Here is an 18,120-nt window from a genome sequence, read left to right on the forward strand (position 1 = left end):
GCCGGAGCGGTTTCCCGCTCCGGCGTCATGTTTGATCAAGCGATAAAGCTTACGCCGCGTTGAAGCCGGCGACGGCCTTCACCTCGAGGAAGTCCTCGAGGCCGTACTTGCCCCACTCGCGGCCGTTGCCCGACTGCTTGTAGCCGCCGAACGGCGCGCTGCGGTCGTTGGGCACGCCCTGGAGGTTGACGTTGCCGGCGCGGATCTGGCGGCCGACGCGCTTGGCGTTCTCGACCGTGTCGGCCGTGACGTAACCGGCAAGCCCATAGGGCGTGTCGTTGGCGATGTGCACAGCGTCGGCTTCGTCCTTGGAGCCAATGATGGTCAGCACCGGTCCGAAGATCTCTTCGCGGGCGATCGTCATGTCAGGGGTGACGTCGGCGAAGATGGTCGGACGGACATAGAAGCCCTTGTTGACGCCCTCGGGCAGGCCCGGGCCGCCGGCGACGAGCGTTGCGCCCTCGTCGATGCCCTTCTTGATGAGGCCCTGGATCTTGTCCCACTGGCCGCGGTTGACGACCGGGCCGATGGTGGTGCCCTCGGCGCGCGGATCGCCCGCCTTGGTCTTGTCGGCGACAGCCTTCGCGATCGCGGCGACTTCCTTCATCTTCGACAACGGCACGATCATGCGCGAAGGCGCGTTGCAGGACTGGCCGGAGTTGTTGAACATGTGCATCACGCCGCCGGTCACCGCCTTCTGCAGGTCGGCGCCTTCGAGGATGACGTTCGGCGACTTGCCGCCAAGCTCCTGGCTGACGCGCTTCACGGTCGGCGCGGCGCGCTTGGCAACGTCAATGCCGGCGCGGGTCGAGCCGGTGAACGAGATCATGTCGATGTCGGGATGCTCGCTCATGGCAGCGCCGACCTCGGGGCCGAGGCCGTTGACGAGGTTGAACACGCCCTTCGGCACGCCGGCTTCATGGAGGATTTCCGCGAAGATCAGCGCCGAGGTCGGCGTGAACTCCGACGGCTTCAGGATCATGGTGCAGCCGGCGGCGAGCGCGGGCGCAACCTTGCAGGCGATCTGGTTGAGCGGCCAGTTCCAGGGCGTGATCATGCCGACCACACCGACCGGCTCGCGCAGCACCATGGCGGTGCCGACCGGTTCCTCGAAGTGATAGTTCTTGAGCACGTCGAGCGTGGTCATGAGATGGCCGAGGCCGGCGCCGGCCTGGAGCTTCTCCGCCATCGGCAGCGGCGCGCCCATCTCGTCGGAAACGGCGGCACCGATCTCCTTGAGGCGGCCCTTGTAGATCTCGATGACCTTGGTGAGTAGCGCGACGCGCTCGTCGCGGCTGGTCTGCGAGAAGGTCGCAAAGGCGCGCTTGGCTGCGGCGACGGCCTTGTCCACGTCGGCCTTGGAGCCCAGCGCAACCTCGTACATCGCCTCTTCCGTCGCCGGATTGACCACGGCGGTGGACTTCTTGACGGCGGGATCGACCCAGGCGCCGTCGATGTAGAATTGCATGCGATTGACCATCGTTAACCTCTTCTTGGGGGCTTGGAGCGGGCGTTTCGGCAGGCATCCTTGCACGAAAGCGCCGGCAATTGAACCCGCCATATGCGGGGCCAGCGTTGCGGCAGACGGGGTGTATATGAGCCGATGGCGGGAACGTGGCAAGGCGGCTCCCCATTCACGATGTCGTCCCGGCGAAGGTCGGGACCCATAGCCACAGGGTGCAGTTGGTTTGCTCAGGCGTCTACCGCTTGGCGTCTACAACAACCGACACGGCGTATGGGCCCCGGCCTTCGCCGGGGCGACGAGGAGCTTCACACCGCCATCTTGCGATGGAGCACCGGCGCGCCGGTGGTGAGGCTTTCGGCCGCATCGATGATCGCATTCGCGTCAATGCCGTAGTGGCGATAGAGGTCGGCGATCGTGCCGGTCTGGCCGAACTGCTCGACACCAAGCGCCTCGACGCGGTGGCCGCGGACGCTGCCGAGCCAACCGAGCGCGGCCGGGTGGCCGTCGATCACGGTCACGATCCCGCAGTCGCGCGGCAATGGCGCCAGCAGCTTCTCGATGTGGCTGAGGTGCTGCACGCCGCGGCGATCCCGCCGCAATTTCCGCGCGGCGGTCCAGCCCGCATGCAGGCGGTCCGCCGAAGTGATCGCGAGCAGGCCGATGTCGCGGCGGCTCTCGCCGATGAAGCCGGTGGCCTCGATCGCTTCGGGCGCGACCGCGCCGGTATAGGCGATCACGAGTTCGGCATTGGGCCCGGGCTTGCGTAGCCAATAGGCGCCGTCGGTGATGCCCTTCTCGAGCTCCGGCGTCACGATCCGCTGCGCCTGCTCGATGCTGCGCGTCGAGAGCCGCAGATAGACGGAACCGCCCTCGCCCAGATCGCGCTGCATGTGATTAAAGCCCCAGCCCATGATCACGGCGAGTTCGTCGACAAAGGCTGGTTCGAACGAGGCGAGACCGTCCTGCGCCATGCCTATCAGCGGCGTCGCGATCGACTGGTGCGCGCCGCCTTCGGGCGCGAGCGTGATGCCCGACGGCGTCGCCGCCACCATGAAGCGTGCATCCTGGTAGCAGGCATAGTTCAGCGCATCGAGGCCGCGTTCGATGAAGGGATCGTAGAGCGTGCCGACCGGCAGCAGCCGTTCGCCGTTGATCTGGTGCGACAGGCCGAGCGCCGAGAGCATGATGAACAGGTTCATCTCGGCAATGCCGAGCTCGAGATGCTGGCCCTTGGGCGAGAAGTCCCAGTTGAATGTGGAGGGAATTTTCTCGCTGCGGAATAAGTCCGCCTTCTCGCCGCGCGCGAACAGGCCGCGCCGGTTCACCCAGGGGCCGAGATTGGTCGAGACGGTGACGTCGGGCGACGTCGTCACGATGCGCTTGGCCAGTTCGCAGTCGCTGCGCGCAATCTCGTTCAGCACGAGGCCAAAACCCTGCTGGGTCGACATCTGCGGCGACGGCTTGAACGCCAGCTGCGTCGGCACCTCGACGACCGGCGCGGTCAACCGGCGGCCATCCTGGTTGAACGGCACGCGCGCGAGGAAGGCGTCGAGCTCGGCTGCCTCCTGGGCGAGGCCTTCATACTTGTCCCACTCATGCCCGGGCCTGATGTTCTGGCTCTCGCGATATTTCTCCATCTGCGCGACCGTCATCAGACCGGCGTGGTTGTCCTTGTGGCCCTGGAACGGCAGGCCGACACCCTTGATGGTGTAGGCGATGAAGCAGACCGGACGATCGTGGTCGATGGATTCGAATGCCTCGAGCATGCTCGCCATGTCGTGACCACCGAGATTCGACATCAGCGCCAGCAGCTCGTCATCGCTGCGGCGGTCAATCAGTTTTGTGATCGGGCCCTGGTCGCCGATCTCGTCGTGCAGATGTTTGCGGAAGGCCGCGCCGCCCTGGAAGCACAGCGCCGCATAGAGCGCGTTCGGGCAATTGTCGATCCAGCGCTTCAGCGCCTCGCCGCCGGACTCGGCGAAGGCTTCGCGCATCAGCCGGCCGTATTTCACGATCACCACGTCCCAGCCGAAATTGCGGAACATGGTCTCGAACTTTTCCCAGAGACCTTCGCGCACGACGGCGTCGAGCGACTGGCGGTTATAGTCGACCACCCACCAGGTGTTGCGCAGGCCGTGCTTCCAGCCCTCCGCGAGCGCCTCGAAGATGTTGCCCTCGTCCATCTCGGCGTCGCCGACCAGCGCGATCATCCGCCCTTCGCGGCGATCCTTCATCCAGCCATGCGCCTTGACATAGTCCTGCACCAGCGAGGCGAACAGCGTCTGCGCGACGCCCAAGCCCACCGAGCCGGTCGAGAAGTCGACGTCGTCGACATCCTTGGTGCGCGAGGGATAGGACTGCGCGCCCTTGAACCCGCGAAAGTTCTCCAGCTTCTCGCGGCTCTGCCGGCCGAACAGATACTGGATGGCGTGGAACACCGGGCTCGCATGCGGTTTCACCGCGACGCGATCCTCGGGCCGCAGCACAGAGAAATAGAGCGCCGACATGATGGTCGCGAGCGAAGCCGAGGAGGCCTGATGGCCGCCGACCTTCAGGCCGTCCGCATTGGAGCGGATATGGTTGGCGTGGTGGATGGTCCAGGACGACAGCCACAGCGCCTTGCGGGCCAGCGCGGACAGGGTTTCGAGACGAGCGGACTCAACGGGCATGGCGATGCTCCGGGAAATAAGGCCCCAATCATACCCCTGCGGATCGCGCCAGACTTCTCAACTTTTCGCGCCATACCCTCCGATATTGGGATATTTTACCAGCGAACGCCCCGTAAATACAGGTTTCATCCCAATGCCCGAGCTCGACGCCATCGACCGAAAAATCCTCGCTTTGCTTCAGAACGACAGCCGGCTGACCATGCAGGAGCTCGCCGACAAGGTCGGCCTCTCGGTGTCGCCCTGCCATCGCCGGGTCAAGCTCTTGGAGGAGCGCGGCGTCATCTCGCGCTACATCGCGACCGTCGACCAGAAGGCGCTGGGGCTGCACGTCAGCGTGTTCATCTCGATCAAGCTGGCGCGGCAGAAGGAGGAGGATCTCAACCGCTTTGCGCGGGCGATCTCCAAATGGGACGAGGTGCTGGAGTGCTATCTGATGACCGGCAACCGCGACTATCTACTGCGCGTGGTGGCGGCCGACCTCGCCTCCTACGAGACCTTCCTGAAGACCAAGCTGACCCGGCTCGACGGCATCGCCTCGATCGAGTCGAGCTTTGCGCTGAGCCAGGTCAAATATTCGATCGCACTGCCGGTGTGACGGCGCCGCCAGGCCATTTCGGAACCCGCCCGGCCGCCGGTGTCACATGGACGCAATAAACCCCGCCGATGGTCGTGGGCGACAGGCATCCAGCCCGCGAGAAGGACCCATGACCGCAGCCGACCGCACCTCCCAAGCCGCAAAGCGTGAACGCATCATCCAGGAGATGGCCGACGACCTCGACGAGGAGCTGGAGATGGAGCTCGACGACAGCCGCCTCGACGAGCTCCTGGACGAGACTGACGTTCTCAACCCCACGATCGATCGCCGGCTCTATTTCCGGGAATTGCTGCGGCTCCAGGGCGAGTTGGTCAAGCTCCAGGACTGGGTGCAGAGCGAAAAGAAGAAGGTCGTCGTGCTGTTCGAGGGCCGCGACTCCGCCGGCAAGGGCGGCGTCATCAAGCGCATCACCCAGCGCCTCAATCCCCGCATCTGCCGCGTCGCCGCGCTGCCGGCGCCGAGCGAGCGCGAGCGCACGCAATGGTACTTTCAGCGTTACGTGGCGCATCTGCCGGCCGGCGGCGAAATGGTACTGTTCGACCGCAGCTGGTACAACCGCGCCGGCGTCGAGCGCGTGATGGGCTTCTGCACCGACGAGCAGTACCAGGAATTCTTCAAGACAGTGCCGGAATTCGAGCGGATGCTGATCCGCTCCGGCATCATTTTGGTCAAGTACTGGTTCTCGATCACCGACGACACGCAGCAGTTCCGCTTCACCATGCGCATCCGGGATCCGCTGAAGCAGTGGAAGCTGAGCCCGATGGATGTCGAGGCGCGCAGCCGCTGGGAGCAATACACCAAGGCCAAGGAGACGATGCTGGAGCACACCCATCTGCCGGACTCGCCGTGGTGGATCGTCGATGCCGTGGACAAGAAGCGCGCCCGGCTCAACTGCATCGCGCATCTGCTGAGCCAGATCCCCTACCAGGAGGTCGGCCGCGCGCCGGTGCTGCTGCCGCCGCGCGTCCGCAATCCAGACTATCACCGCGGCCCGATTCCGCCGGAGATGTACGTACCTGCGAAATTCTGACGGCGCCCGCCGCGTTTTTCGGCGGGCAGGCTTGCCGATGAGGAAAGCGAGATGCCCGTGCCGAGCGATCTCAGCGTGAAGAGGGACGCCTCGTCTCGCCGCCGCTATCGCTTCGGCCCGTGGCTCGCGCTGGCAAGGCTCCTCTCGATCCTGACGGTCGCGCTCGCCCTCGCCTATTGGCTCTGGCAGCCGGCGACGCTGCGCATCGCCGTCGGGCCCGCCGGTAGCGACGACCAGACGCTGGTGCTTGCCATCGCGAAGGCGTTCGACGCCAAGGGCGGCGCGGTGCGGCTCGTGCCGGTCGAGGCCGACGGCACGCTGCAAAGCCTCAATCTGCTCGGCGCCGGCAAGGCGGATCTTGCGGTGGTGCGCGGCGATCTCGCCATGCCGCCCGACACCAATTCGGTGGCGATCCTGCGCCGGAATTTTGTGGTGCTGTGGGCGCCGTCGGGGCGCAAGGGTGCGCCCAGGTCGAAGGTCACGGAGATCGCTGCGCTCAACGGACATCGCATCGGAATCGTCGGCCTCGGCGATGCCAATCTCAACCTGTTGCGCGTCATCCTCGCAGAGTCCGGCGTCAATCCGCAGAAGGTGACAACCACCCAGTTCGGCACCGACCGCATCGCCGAGATGACCCAGGACAGCACGCTCGACGCCTTCATGATGGTCGGCGCAATCGACGACAAGGTCATCGCGGAGACGATTGCCGCCACTGCGCGGCTGCGCGGCGAGCCTAAATTCCTGTCTGTCGACGTCTCCGAGGCCATCGCCGAGCGGCACCCGCTCTACGAGTCCGAGGAAATCCCGGCCGGAGCCTTTGCCGCCACGCCACAACGTCCCGACGACAAGATCGAGACCATCGCCGTCAATCATCTGATCGTGGCACCCAGCTCGCTCTCCGACGACACGGTCGCGGCCTTCACGCGCGAACTGTTCGCGGTCCGGCCATCGCTTGCGAAGGATTTACCCGGCGCCAGCCACATCCAGAAACCCGACACCGACAAGGATGCTGCGCTGCCGGCCCATCCGGGCGCGGCCGCCTATATCGACGGCAACGAGCGCAGCTTCATGGACAAGTACAGCGACTACATCTGGGGTGTGGTGCTGCTGCTCTCCGGCCTCGGCTCGGTGGCCGCATGGCTGCGGCACTATCTGCGACGGGAAGAGCGCAGCCTGAACGCACTGCACCGCGATCGCCTGCTCACCGCGATTTCCAGCGTGCGCGAGGCGACGTCGCTGGACGATCTCGCTTCGATGCAGAGCGCGGCCGACGACATTTTGCGCGAGACACTCGCCTGTCACGAGGACGGCGCCATCGAGGACGGCGACCTCGCCGCCTTCGGCCTCGTGCTGGCGCAATTCCACCAGGCGATCGTCGACCGCCGGGCCGTGATCGCCCGAACGGATGACACTGGGGCGCCTGTGAAGTCGGGCGGTGCGGCCCTTCAACCGGTCGCTATCTCCACGGCTGCACGATGATCTTGGTGTGCGCCTCGGGATTGGCGAGGTCGGCGAAAGCTTTTGCGACACCGTCAATGCCGATCTCGGCGGTCACCATGGCAGCGGCGTCCACCTGGCCTTCCGCGATCAGGCGCAGCGACGCCGCAAATTCGTCCGGCGTGTAGCCGAGCACGTATTGGACATTGAGCTCCTTCATGATGCCGAGCATGGGCTCGCTCTTGTCGGTCTCCATGCAGACGCCGACCACGACGACCTTGGCATCGCGCGGGGCGCCCTCGAACACCTGCTGCAACAGGCCGGGCACGCCGACGCACTCGAAGATGATCGCGGGCTTCAGTGCCGGCAACATGGACTGCAACGGCGGCCGCGCCGCCTTCTCTGCCTCCGACATCTGCGCGTGCTCGGCCCAGGCCGCATAGGGCTGCGACACCCTGGGATCGACGACAATATCGGCGCCGAGCTTGGCCGCGAGCGCGCGGCGCGCCGGCGAATAATCCGCGGCGACGATCGGGTGCAGGCCCTTGATCTTCAGCGCGGCGATGACCGCGAGCCCGACGGGCCCGCAGCCGATCACGAGCGGCACCTCGCCGCCACGAATATTGGCCTTCGCCACGGCGTGGACGCCGACCGCGAGCGGCTCGGTCAGCGCGGTATGTTCCGGCGCGAGGCCATTGGGCACTTCGAGCAGCAGCGGCTCGCTGAGCAGCATCGCTTCGGCATAGCCGCCGATATTGTCGTTGGAATAGCCGATGCCCTCGATGCCCTGTGGCGTCAGCAACGCTGGCAGCGAGCAGACACGCGTGCCTGGCTTAAGCTTGCGCGCGGTGCCCGGGCCGTAATCGACGATCTCACAGCAGAACTCATGACCGAATACGACATCGCGGGTGAGGTCCATCGGCTTGCGCCCGACCTTCCGCGACATTTCCACCATGCGGTGAGCGTGCTGGCGCGCATGCAGATCGGAGCCGCAGATGCCGCAAGCGAGCGTCTTGACCAGCACCTGGCCGGGGCCGGGCTTCGGCTCAGCCATCCGGTCGACGACAATCTCACCGTTCCTGAAAATCGCAGCGCGCATCCGGCTCCTCCCTTGTTGGGAGCCGTGATAGCACGAAGCGGGACGCGCGAACTTGCGTCAGGGGTTCGGGGAGCGCTCTTCCAGCACCAAAAGCTGGGCGCGGCGGATGCGCTCGCGATGGGCGATGTAGAGGCCGCTGGCGACGATGAAGGCCGCGCCGGTGACAGTCCAGACGTCCGGCAGCTCGCCGAACAGGAAGAAGCCCAAGATGCTGACCCAGAGCAGTTGCGTGTAGGAGAACGGCGCCAGCACCGAGGCATCGCCATAGCGATAGGCGAGCACGACGATCCACTGGCCGACGGTGGAAGCAACACCGATCACGATGCCGAGCCCGATCGCGGTCCAGCTCGGCGTCACCCAGGCAAATGGCACCATCACGGTCATGATCGCAACGCCCGTAATCGCGGAATAGGCCATCGTCGTGAGGACGGCCTCACGCCCGCTCATCATGCGCGTCATGATCAGCGCGGCGGCCCAGCAGAACGCCGAGACGATCGGGAAGAACGCGGCGATGTGGAACGCACTCGAGCCCGGGCGAACGATGATCATCACACCGATCAGGCCGATCGCGGTCGCGATCCAGCGGCGCATGCCGACCTTCTCGCTCAGGAAAACGATCGACAACGCGGTGACGAACAGCGGCGAGACGAAGCCGGTGGCGGAAGCTTCAGCAATGGGGAGGTAGCGCACACCGGTGATGAAGAAGAGCGAGGAGCCGAGCAGCGCCGTACCGCGCATGATCTGCAGGCCCAATCGCTCGGTCCGCATTGCATGGAGCGGCGAGCCCGGCAGCATCACTGGCAGGAACATCAGCGCGAACGTGACGAAGCGAATCCAGGTGATCTCGATCGACGGCAGGCTCGACGACAGATATTTCGAGGTGACGTCGGAGCAGCCAAGAAACACCGTCGACAGCAGCACCAGCGCGATGCCCTTGAAGGGATGATCGACGCGCGCAGGCGCGCGGCGAGCCTCCTGCTTCTTCACAGGCATGGGAATACTGTCGAGCCTTGCGGCTACGGCGGGCGGCGGTGTCACGGCTGGAACCTGGGAAAAATACGATTCGGGGACGGTCGTAAAAAACGACAAATGCGCCGTTTTCACAACTTCCGAAAACAGGATGCCGATATGCGCTGAGGTCCACGCGCGTCAACGCTTCATTAAGAATGCGAATAGAGCGCGTTTGCTGCACTACAGCATGGGCAGGCCACGCGGCTTCGAACCGCGCGGAAACGCCGCATCCAGCGCTGCGATCTCCTCTTTCGTCAGCACGAGATCGCCCGCAGCCGCATTTTCGCCGGCATGTTCCGCGGAGGCCGCTTTCGGGATTGCGAACACCGTAGTCGCACGGGTGAGGAAGCTCAGCGCGACCTGACGCGGTGTCGCACGACGCGCGTCCGCAATGCGTGCCAGCACGGCGCCGCCCTTGCTATTGCCTGCTGGAAAATCATCGTGGCCGAACGGCGAATAGGCGACCACGGCGACGCCGTGCTGCTCGCACCAGGGGATCACTGCATGTTCGATCGCGCGCTCCTTGAGATGATAGAGCACCTGATTGCAGGCGATGCGGCCCTCGCCTGCAACGTCGAGAATCTCGTCGAGATCGTCGGCGTCGAAATTGGAGACGCCCCAGGACTTGATCTTGCCGGCCTTCACGAGCTCTTCGAACGCAGCGACGGTGTCTTCCAGCGGATACGAGCCGCGCCAGTGCAGGAGGTAGCAATCGAGACGATCAGTCTTCAGCCGCTCCAGCGACCGCTCGCACGCCGTGATCGTGCCGCGGCGCGAGGCGTTGCTCGGCAGCACTTTCGAGACGAGGAACACTTCATCGCGCCGGCCCGCGATGGCGTCCGCAATGACGAGCTCGGCATCGCCATACATCTCGGCGGTGTCGACATGGGTCATGCCGAGATCGAGCCCCCGCTGAAGCGCCGCAATCGCGCGCTTGCGGTCGCCATGGTCGAGGTACCAGGTGCCCTGCCCGATGACGGTGACGTTGGCGCCGGTCTGGCCGAACGGATTTGTGTTCATGTTGTGCTCCGATGTCGATCTCAAGCAACCAGCACGGAGCTCAAGAGTTCAGTCCGCCGATATCCGCGACCAGCACGCTGCCGGTCCCGGACTCCGTGATATAGAGCCGATCTTTCTTGGCGCCACCGATTGCGACATTGGTACAGCTCGGCCCCGCGCACGATTTGATCCGTGCGATCAACTCGCCGTTCGGCGCGAACACGAAGACGTGGCCGAGCGAGGCGTGGCCGACGAACAGGCGGCCGGCCGCATCCATCGTCATGCCGTCAGGGCCGGACGTGCCGAACAGCGAACAGAAGCGGCCAACCTTCGACACGCTGCCGTCCTGCATGAACGGCAACCGCCACACCGTATTGTCGCGCGTCATCGCGACAAACAGCACGGATTCGGTTGGATCGAGCACCAGCCCGTTCGGGCTGATGCCGGTGTGGATGAGGCAGTCGAGCCGGCCGCTCGACGTCAGGCGATAAACCCGACCGCTCGGATCATGCAGGCCGGTCTGGCCCTGGTCGGTGAAATAGATGTCGCCATTGGAGGCGAGATGCAGATCATTGCAGCCGCGGAACGATTCCGAATTGCGCGCGGTCAGCATTGGCTTGATGCGGCCGGCCTTGGCGTCGAGCTCCATGATGCCGTGCATGTAATCGGCGACCAGGATGCGGCCGTCGGCCGCGATCTTCAGCCCGTTCGGCCAGCCCTCATATTCGATCACCAGCGACCATTCACCGGCGGGCGAGATTCGAAAGATGCGGCCGAAGGGGATATCGACGATGTAGAGGTTGCCGGCCTTGTCGAATGAGGGACCTTCGATGAAGCTATCTGTCGCAACACCCGGCCGGTTGGCATCGGCCCAATCGGTCCGCACGCCCTTGCGGCGGAATTTGTCGGGCATCGCGGAGAAGACTTTTGTTTCGATCAGGTGCGGCGGCGTTTCCAGGTACATCATGGTTGTTGTTATCTTTGTTGGGCTGGCGGGATGCGCGGCAGCATAGGGCATGATGGAGGGGACGTCGATTGGCGCGGGTGGCCGCATCTGTCGCTTTCGTGTCCCGGACGCGCTGCAACGCGCCAGCGTTGCTGCGCAGAGCCGGGGCACGAGAGCGCAGTTTTGGCGCACAGCTGCAGCAACGCCGTCATTGCGAGCGCAGCGAAGCAAGCCAGACTGTCTCCGCGGAGGGACCCTGGATTGCTCCGCTACGCTCGCAATGACGATGGAAAGATCGCTGCCTAACCCGCAGCCCCCGCGAGCTTCGCTTGCTTCGCCGGAGCCATCTCGGTCGTCGCAATCAGGCGCTTCAGCTCGGGGATGCAGGAGCCGCAATTGGTGCCGGCCTTGAGTTTTGCACCGATCTCGGCCGCGGTGCGCGCGCCGGCGGCAATGGTGTCGCAGATGGTGCCGCGGCCGACGCCGAAACAGGCGCAGACGATCGGGCCGGTCGAGGCGGCGCCTTCGCTGGACTTGCCGGACAGCAGCATGCGGCGCTGCTCGTCGGTGACGCGATCAGCCGCGAACACGCTCTTCACCACTTCCCAATCGCCGGCGTCATGCGCAGGGCCGACGAACAGGCAGGTCTCGATGCGATCGCCCGCGAACGACGCCGCGCGATAGACGCCGCCGCCGAAATCGCGGTACTCGGCGACATCGTCGCTGGCGACGCCGTCGAGCCAGGCCGGCCAGCGCGCGAGATCGGCATTGTCGGCGAAGAGATAGCCGAAGCCGCCGGCGACGGCCGCGCGGGTCCACAACAAATTCGGCGGCAAATCGAGCTGCTTTCGCGACAGCGCAAAACCGCGGAAGACGTATTCATACGGCGCGATCGCGGCTGGCGTCGCCTTCAACTCCGGCTGTCCCGAAAACGGATCGGTGAACGGTGCGACCAGCGCGCCGACGCGGCCGTGCGAGGCGTTCATCGCGCTCCAGTGGATCGGCGCGAACAGCGTGCCGCGCTGCTGCCGGTCGCTGACGACGACCTTCAGGATACACTGGCCGTAGTCGGTGGTGATGCGGGCGAAGCCGTCATGGGCGATGCTGTATTTGTTGGCGTCGTCGGGATGGATCTCGACAAAAGGCTCGGGCAGATGTGCACCCAGCCGCTTGCTGAGGCCGGTGCGCGTCATGGTGTGCCACTGGTCGCGGATGCGCCCGGTATTGAGCCGCAACGGCCGCGACGGACCGGTCTCGCCGCGCAGCGCCGGCACTTCCGGCGCGACGAAGCGGCCCTTGCCGTCATTGGTGAAGAAGCCGCCTTCCGCGAAAAAACGCTCGCCCGGGGCCAGACCCTCGCGCATCGGCCATTGCACGGGCTTCAGCGCATCGAAGGCCTCGTCGGACAGCGCGGTCAGCGCGCCGATGTCGAAATCGCGGCTGCCATTGTTCTCGAAGGCCGAGAGCGCGGCGTGTTCGCGAAAAATGTCGGCGGCGGATTTGTAATTAAAACTGGCGCCGAAGCCGAGACGTTTGGCGGTCTCGCTCAGGATCCACCAGTCAGGCCGCGCCTCGCCGGGCGCCGGCAGGAAGGAGCGCTGGCGCGAGATACGGCGCTCGGAATTGGTCACCGTGCCCGACTTCTCGCCCCAGGCCAGCGCAGGCAGCAGCACATGCGGGCCGGCCTCGACGGTGTCGTTGGAAAGCACGTTCTCGGAGACCACGAACAGCTCGAGCTTCTTCAGCGCCTCGCGCACGACGTCGGCGTCGGGCAGCGACACCGCCGGGTTGGTGCCCATTACCCAGAGCGCCTTGACCTCGCCGCGGTTGATCGCCTCGAACAGCTGAACCGCTTTCAGCCCTTCATGGGTGGCAATGCGCGGCGCCTTCCAGAACCGCCGCACACGGTCGATGTCCGGCGGCGTGAAGTTCATGTGCGCGGCGAGCTGATTGGCGAGGCCGCCGACCTCACGGCCGCCCATCGCGTTGGGCTGGCCTGTAAGCGAGAACGGCGAAGCGCCCGGCTTGCCGATGCGGCCCGTGGCGAGATGGCAGTTCAGGATCGCGTTGACCTTGTCGGTGCCCTGCGCCGACTGGTTGACGCCCTGCGAATAGAGCGTGACGACCCGCTCGGTGTCGCGGAACATCTTGAAGAAGGTGGCGACATCCTGCTCGGTGAGGCCGGTGGCGAGCGCGGTCGCGGTGACGCTGCCGCCGATGTTGCGCGCACGTGCCAACGCGTCATCGAAGCCCGACGTATTCTGCGCGATGTAGTCCTGGTCCAGCGCCCCGCTATCGGCGAGGTGGACGAACAGGCCGGAGAACAATGCGGTGTCGGTACCGGGCTTGAGGCCAAGGAACAGTTCGACATCGCTTGCGGTATCGGTTCGGCGCGGATCGATCACGATCATGCGCGCGCCGCGCTCCTGCCGGTTCTTCACCATGCGCTGGAACAGCACCGGGTGACACCAGGCCGCGTTGGAGCCGACGAAAACCAGCAGGTCAGCCTGGTCGAGATCCTCATAGCAGCCGGGCACGGTGTCGGCGCCGAAGGCGCGGCGATGGCCGGCGACCGAGGACGACATGCAGAGCCGTGAATTGGTGTCGACATTGGCCGTGCCGACAAAGCCCTTCATCAGCTTGTTGGCGACGTAATAGTCCTCGGTCAACAACTGGCCGGAAAGATAGAACGCGACCGCATCGGCACCATCGCGCGCGACGATGTGCTGCATGCGGTGGGCGACGTGGTCGAGCGCATCGCTCCAGGCGACGCGTTCGAGCACGCCCTTGCAGCGGATCATCGGATAAAGCAGCCGGCTCTCGAGCCCGACGGTTTCGCCGAGCGCGGAGCCCTTGGAGCACAGCCGGCCGAAATTGGCGGGATGATCGGGATCGCCGGCGATCGCGGCGCCACCCTGGCCGTCGGGCGTGGCCAGCACGCCGCAGCCGACGCCGCAATAGGGGCAGGTCGTCTTGGTGGCGCGGAGCGTGGGATCGATCGCCGTCATCTCAAGCAGCCTTTGGCGGAAGCGCGAGCGCGCGGCCGAACATCATGTCGGAGCGGATCGCGGCGATCTTCTCGCGGGTGCGGATCAGCTCGAGATACCAAAGCGCATCGGCGGTATCACCGATCAGCAGGACACCGGTGAGCCGGCCGTCGGCGATGACAAGCTTCTTATAGGCGCCGCGCTTGCGGTCGGAGAGCACGAGACTCTCGCTGCCCTCCCCGCCCATGAAGTCGCCGGCGGAGAACACGCTGACGCCGGAGACTTTCAGATTGGTCGAGACCACGCTGCCCTGATAGGACGCGGGCCGGCCACCAAGATGCAGCGCCAGCACGCGCGCCTGCTCATAGGCCGGCTCAACCAGGCCATAGCAGGTGCCGCGATGCTCGGCGCATTCGCCGAGTGCGTAGATGTCGGATGAAGCGGTCTGCATCACGTCGTTGACGACGACGCCGCGCTTGACCGCGATGCCGGCGTCCCTGGCCAGCGCGATGTTGGGCCTGATGCCGGCGGCGAAGATCACGGCGTCGGCCTCGATTCGGCTGCCGTCGGCAAGCTCGACGGCCTCGACATGGCCATCGCCATGAATGCAGGCGGTCGAGGCATTGAGCAGGATGCGGATGCCCTTGCGCTCGACCAGCGTCTTGAGCAGGTCGGCCGCCGGCAGATCGAGCTGGCGCTCCATCAGCCGGTCCATCAGATGCAGCAGCGTCACCGGCGCGCCGGCCTTGGCAAGGCCATAGGCCGCTTCAAGCCCGAGCAGGCCGCCGCCGACCACGACGACGCGCCTCTTAGCCGCCGCGAGCGTCAGCAGCAGATCGACATCGCGCGTATCACGAAATGTGTGCACGCCGGCGAGATCGGCGCCGGGCACGTTGAGCCGCAATGGCGTCGAACCGGTGGCAAGCACCAGCTTCGAATATTCCATGCTTTCCTCGCCCGCGATCTTGAGCTCGCGGCGGCCGGTGTCGATCTCGGTGACGCGACAGCCGTAGCGCACCGTGACGCCGCGATGGCGCCACCAGTCGGCCGGCCTCAGCTCGATCTCGTGCGAGCCGGTCTCCCCCGCGAGCACGGAGGAGAGCAGCACGCGATTGTAAGCGAGCCGCGGTTCATCGCCGACAACGGCAACCGCGTAGCGGCCGAGTGTGGTCTTGGCGAGTTCGTCGACCAGACGCGCAGCCGCCATACCGTTGCCGACGATGACGAGCGGTTCACTCACAAGGCATCTCCTATTCAGCCGCCTGCGACTGCGCGCCATAGGCCTCGGAAATCATGAAGCCGGACAGCACGCCATAGGCATCGGTCCAGGCGGTGGCCAGTTCGGGCGTCCAGGCCTCGCCAAGACCTTTCTCCAGCGTCCACAGCAAGGTCGCGCCGACCACGGGGTAGTGCTCAGCCTTGGCGCCGTAAGCGACGTGACGCTTGGCGAGCGCTGAGGCCGCGGGAAGAATCGATTCGAGGTTCGACAGGCCGCCGACGACGGCGGCGAGCATGCCCATCAGCTTCTTGCGCTGCTCGGTCATGTCTTCGGGAAACATCGCGCGCACCGACGGCGCCACCTCGAACAAACGATCGTAGAACAACACCGCGGCCGCTTCGGAAATCGGCGCGACCTTGGCAAAGCTCTGCTGGACGAGGGTGATCTGTTCTGAAGTCATGATGTTCTCCTGCCTGTTTCGGTTTGCCTTTGTCCGCGCCGTTGCGGAAAAAGTTCATGGGTCAAACGTCATCAGCGAGACTTCTCCCCGCGTGCGGGGAGAAGCGAGATTCGTACAAATGCGTCACACCCGCGCTTCGGCAAGGCTAGGCGCGCCCTCACCCTGCGGGCTGCGACGCAGATAGAACCACCAGGTGAGCCCGAGGCAGGCGGCGTAGAACACGAGGAAGATCGCAAGCGCGAGCTGCGGTCCGCCGGTCAGTGCGATCGACTTGCCGAAACTGCTCGGGATCAGGTAGCCGCCGACGGCACCGACCGCGCCGATGAAGCCGACCGCCGCACCGCTTTCGATGCTCGCGGTCTTCATCGCGATGGCACGGGCCTCGTCGCCCTTGCCGCGCACCTTGAACAGATTCTCCTCGCGGAAGATCGAGGGGATCATCCGGTAGGTCGAGCCGTTGCCGATGCCGGTCGTGAGGAACAGGATCAGGAACATCGCAAGGAAGCCGACAAAATCCTTCTGACCGACGAAATAGACCACACCGATCGTGGCCGCCGCCATTGCGATGAAATTCCAGAACGTGATGATGGAGCCACCGACCTTGTCGGCGAGCCAGCCGCCGAACGGGCGCGCCAGCGAGCCAACCAAGGGACCGAGGAACGCGATCGCGATCGTCACCGCAGGAAACTGCGTCTTGATCAGCAGCGGAAACGCGGCGGAGTAGCCGATAAAGGAGCCGAACGTCCCGATGTAGATAAACGCCATGATCCAAGTGTGCTTGCGCTTTACGATCGCGAGCTGGTTCTTGATCGACGACTTGGCAGTGGTCAGGTTGTTCATGAAGAACACTGCGCCGAACACCGCGACCGCGATCGGCAGCAGCCACATCAGGCCGGCATTCTGGAGGTAAACGCCGCTCACCGGGGTCGCCTGGAACAGGTTGATGACGGCGAGTGTCATCAGGATCGGCGTCAACAGCTGCACGCTGGAGACGCCGATATTGCCGCCCGCCGCGTTGAGCCCGAGCGCCCACCCCTTCATCTTGTCGGGGAAGAAGAAGGAGATGTTGGTCATGCTGGAGGCGAAGTTGCCGCCGCCGAGACCGGCGGTCGAGGCAATCAACAGCATCAGCCAGAATGGCGTGTCGGGTTGACCGACGAAGTAGGCAAGCGAAAGCGTCGGAATGAAGAGAATGGCGGCGCTGAAAATGGTCCAGTTGCGGCCGCCGAAAGTCGTCACCGCGAACGTATAAGGGAAGCGCATCAACGCGCCGATCAGGCCGGGCACGGCCACGAGTTGGAACAGCTCGTCGGTCGTGTAATGGAAGCCCGCCTGCGGCAGCTTGGTGGCGACGATGCTCCAGATCAGCCACACCGAGAAGCCGATATGCTCGGCGACGATCGACCAGATCAGGTTACGCCGGGCGACGGTCTTACCGCCCGCATTCCAGAACGCCTCGTCTTCGGGGCGCCAGTCAGAAATCCAAGTCTGATTTCGAGTCGGATTCATAGTCATTGAATGTCCCTTCCAGACTCACCGCTGCGTTGTTGCAGGCTTCAGCCCCCATGCGGAGGCGCGCGCCGAGGCCAAGCCCCGGTGGCGAGTTCATGATGCTGATGGATGATGTTGAAGGACGGCGTCGTTGGCGTCGCAAACTGGCATTTCAATTTCCATGCCAATTGCGTTCGTTTCTAAACTATATATATTTCAACACCTTATTAGCCTTGCTTTAGATTTAAGCGGGCCTATTTAGCGCGCAAATCGGGCGCCGCGCTCAATCCTTGTGCGGCGCACAAAGATTGAGCTGAGTGTCGTTTATTTGAGCGTGTATGACGGGTTCAAACTCAAAGCAGCGCCCGATCTGCAGGATTCGATCCGGAGGGCGGCTTGGACGGAGGCCATTTCAACAGGCCCGTCGCGACGTCGCCCTCACCAATCTGGCACATCGATTGCTTCTGAAATCATCACTCAGTCAACGACGACTGCGGTCCGCCGATATGTTGAGGCCTCCAAAGGCTGAAACTCGGGGAGAGCCACATTGCTTCGCTGAGCCCAACCGGCACAGTCGTCGTTGCGCGATCCCATGCGAGATTCCGAATTCCTTTGGCCGCAGATTCCCGGTTCGCCGGGATGTGCGGAGGCAGCGCCCTGACAACGGCTACCGTCCGAAACAGACGCGCTGTCTTCTCACACGAGCAAAAGG

The 18,120-nt window shown here is 64.7% G+C and carries 13 protein-coding genes; 3 read left to right on the top strand and 10 right to left on the bottom strand.

The features are described from left to right. Positions 1–49: 49 nt before the first annotated feature. The gene (locus ABIB73_RS14890) at positions 50–1,480 is read right to left on the bottom strand and encodes an aldehyde dehydrogenase family protein (protein ID WP_354225097.1); all 1,431 of its coding nucleotides are present in this window, start codon (positions 1,478–1,480) and stop codon (positions 50–52) included. A 290-nt stretch (positions 1,481–1,770) separates the two neighbouring features. Then, entirely contained in the window at positions 1,771–4,134 is a 2,364-nt protein-coding gene (locus ABIB73_RS14895) for a thiamine pyrophosphate-binding protein (RefSeq protein WP_354225098.1), read from the bottom strand. Positions 4,135–4,267: 133 nt separating this feature from the next. On the opposite strand from ABIB73_RS14895, the gene ABIB73_RS14900 reads away from it, so the two are divergent. From ABIB73_RS14900 to ABIB73_RS14910, 3 genes are all read left to right on the top strand, one after another. Beyond that, entirely contained in the window at positions 4,268–4,729 is a 462-nt protein-coding gene (locus ABIB73_RS14900; RefSeq protein WP_148737445.1) for an Lrp/AsnC family transcriptional regulator, read from the top strand. Positions 4,730–4,838: 109 nt separating this feature from the next. Next, positions 4,839–5,759, top strand: a complete 921-nt coding sequence (gene ppk2, locus ABIB73_RS14905; protein WP_354225099.1) for a polyphosphate kinase 2 — start codon at positions 4,839–4,841, stop codon at positions 5,757–5,759. Positions 5,760–5,810: 51 nt separating this feature from the next. Further along, on the top strand, positions 5,811–7,238 hold the full coding sequence (locus ABIB73_RS14910; RefSeq protein ID WP_354225100.1) for a TAXI family TRAP transporter solute-binding subunit: 1,428 nt from the start codon (positions 5,811–5,813) through the stop codon (positions 7,236–7,238). Here the strand turns inward: ABIB73_RS14910 and ABIB73_RS14915 are convergent. The 8 genes from ABIB73_RS14915 to ABIB73_RS14950 all read right to left on the bottom strand — a co-directional run bounded on the left by ABIB73_RS14915 (position 7,216) and on the right by ABIB73_RS14950 (position 17,432). Continuing rightward, positions 7,216–8,295 (bottom strand): zinc-binding dehydrogenase, encoded by a 1,080-nt coding sequence (locus tag ABIB73_RS14915; protein ID WP_354225101.1) that lies wholly within the window; start codon positions 8,293–8,295, stop codon positions 7,216–7,218. The genes ABIB73_RS14910 and ABIB73_RS14915 overlap by 23 nt on opposite strands. Before the next feature lie 57 nt (positions 8,296–8,352). Further along, positions 8,353–9,288: a DMT family transporter gene (locus tag ABIB73_RS14920; RefSeq protein ID WP_354225362.1), complete on the bottom strand. Its 936-nt coding sequence runs from the start codon at positions 9,286–9,288 to the stop codon at positions 8,353–8,355. 198 nt (positions 9,289–9,486) lie between these two features. After that, positions 9,487–10,326, bottom strand: coding sequence for an aldo/keto reductase (locus tag ABIB73_RS14925; RefSeq protein ID WP_354225102.1), 840 nt, complete (start codon positions 10,324–10,326; stop codon positions 9,487–9,489). A gap of 40 nt (positions 10,327–10,366) precedes the next feature. After that, positions 10,367–11,269, bottom strand: a complete 903-nt coding sequence (locus ABIB73_RS14930) for an SMP-30/gluconolactonase/LRE family protein (RefSeq protein ID WP_354225363.1) — start codon at positions 11,267–11,269, stop codon at positions 10,367–10,369. 284 nt (positions 11,270–11,553) lie between these two features. Next, entirely contained in the window at positions 11,554–14,259 is a 2,706-nt protein-coding gene (locus ABIB73_RS14935) for a nitrate reductase (RefSeq protein ID WP_354225103.1), read from the bottom strand. 1 nt (position 14,260) lies between these two features. Continuing rightward, a complete protein-coding gene (locus tag ABIB73_RS14940) occupies positions 14,261–15,478 on the bottom strand; it encodes an NAD(P)/FAD-dependent oxidoreductase (protein ID WP_354225104.1) in 1,218 nt (405 codons plus the stop codon). Positions 15,479–15,488: 10 nt separating this feature from the next. Continuing rightward, positions 15,489–15,917, bottom strand: a complete 429-nt coding sequence (locus tag ABIB73_RS14945) for a globin family protein (RefSeq protein WP_354225105.1) — start codon at positions 15,915–15,917, stop codon at positions 15,489–15,491. Positions 15,918–16,040: 123 nt separating this feature from the next. Next, positions 16,041–17,432, bottom strand: a complete 1,392-nt coding sequence (locus tag ABIB73_RS14950; protein ID WP_354225106.1) for an MFS transporter — start codon at positions 17,430–17,432, stop codon at positions 16,041–16,043. Positions 17,433–18,120 lie beyond the last annotated feature (688 nt).

Source organism: Bradyrhizobium sp. F1.4.3, assembly GCF_040548375.1.
Lineage (GTDB): Bacteria > Pseudomonadota > Alphaproteobacteria > Rhizobiales > Xanthobacteraceae > Bradyrhizobium.

What these genes read in the sequence shown, in the direction of transcription:
- ABIB73_RS14890 (WP_354225097.1), bottom strand. Translation starts at nt 1,480, where the DNA reads ATGGTCAATCGCATGCAATTCTACATCGACGGCGCCTGGGTCGATCCC.
- ABIB73_RS14895 (WP_354225098.1), bottom strand. Translation starts at nt 4,134, where the DNA reads ATGCCCGTTGAGTCCGCTCGTCTCGAAACCCTGTCCGCGCTGGCCCGC.
- ABIB73_RS14900 (WP_148737445.1), top strand. Translation starts at nt 4,268, where the DNA reads ATGCCCGAGCTCGACGCCATCGACCGAAAAATCCTCGCTTTGCTTCAG.
- ppk2 (WP_354225099.1), top strand. Translation starts at nt 4,839, where the DNA reads ATGACCGCAGCCGACCGCACCTCCCAAGCCGCAAAGCGTGAACGCATC.
- ABIB73_RS14910 (WP_354225100.1), top strand. Translation starts at nt 5,811, where the DNA reads ATGCCCGTGCCGAGCGATCTCAGCGTGAAGAGGGACGCCTCGTCTCGC.
- ABIB73_RS14915 (WP_354225101.1), bottom strand. Translation starts at nt 8,295, where the DNA reads ATGCGCGCTGCGATTTTCAGGAACGGTGAGATTGTCGTCGACCGGATG.
- ABIB73_RS14920 (WP_354225362.1), bottom strand. Translation starts at nt 9,288, where the DNA reads ATGCCTGTGAAGAAGCAGGAGGCTCGCCGCGCGCCTGCGCGCGTCGAT.
- ABIB73_RS14925 (WP_354225102.1), bottom strand. Translation starts at nt 10,326, where the DNA reads ATGAACACAAATCCGTTCGGCCAGACCGGCGCCAACGTCACCGTCATC.
- ABIB73_RS14930 (WP_354225363.1), bottom strand. Translation starts at nt 11,269, where the DNA reads ATGTACCTGGAAACGCCGCCGCACCTGATCGAAACAAAAGTCTTCTCC.
- ABIB73_RS14935 (WP_354225103.1), bottom strand. Translation starts at nt 14,259, where the DNA reads ATGACGGCGATCGATCCCACGCTCCGCGCCACCAAGACGACCTGCCCC.
- ABIB73_RS14945 (WP_354225105.1), bottom strand. Translation starts at nt 15,917, where the DNA reads ATGACTTCAGAACAGATCACCCTCGTCCAGCAGAGCTTTGCCAAGGTC.
- ABIB73_RS14950 (WP_354225106.1), bottom strand. Translation starts at nt 17,432, where the DNA reads ATGACTATGAATCCGACTCGAAATCAGACTTGGATTTCTGACTGGCGC.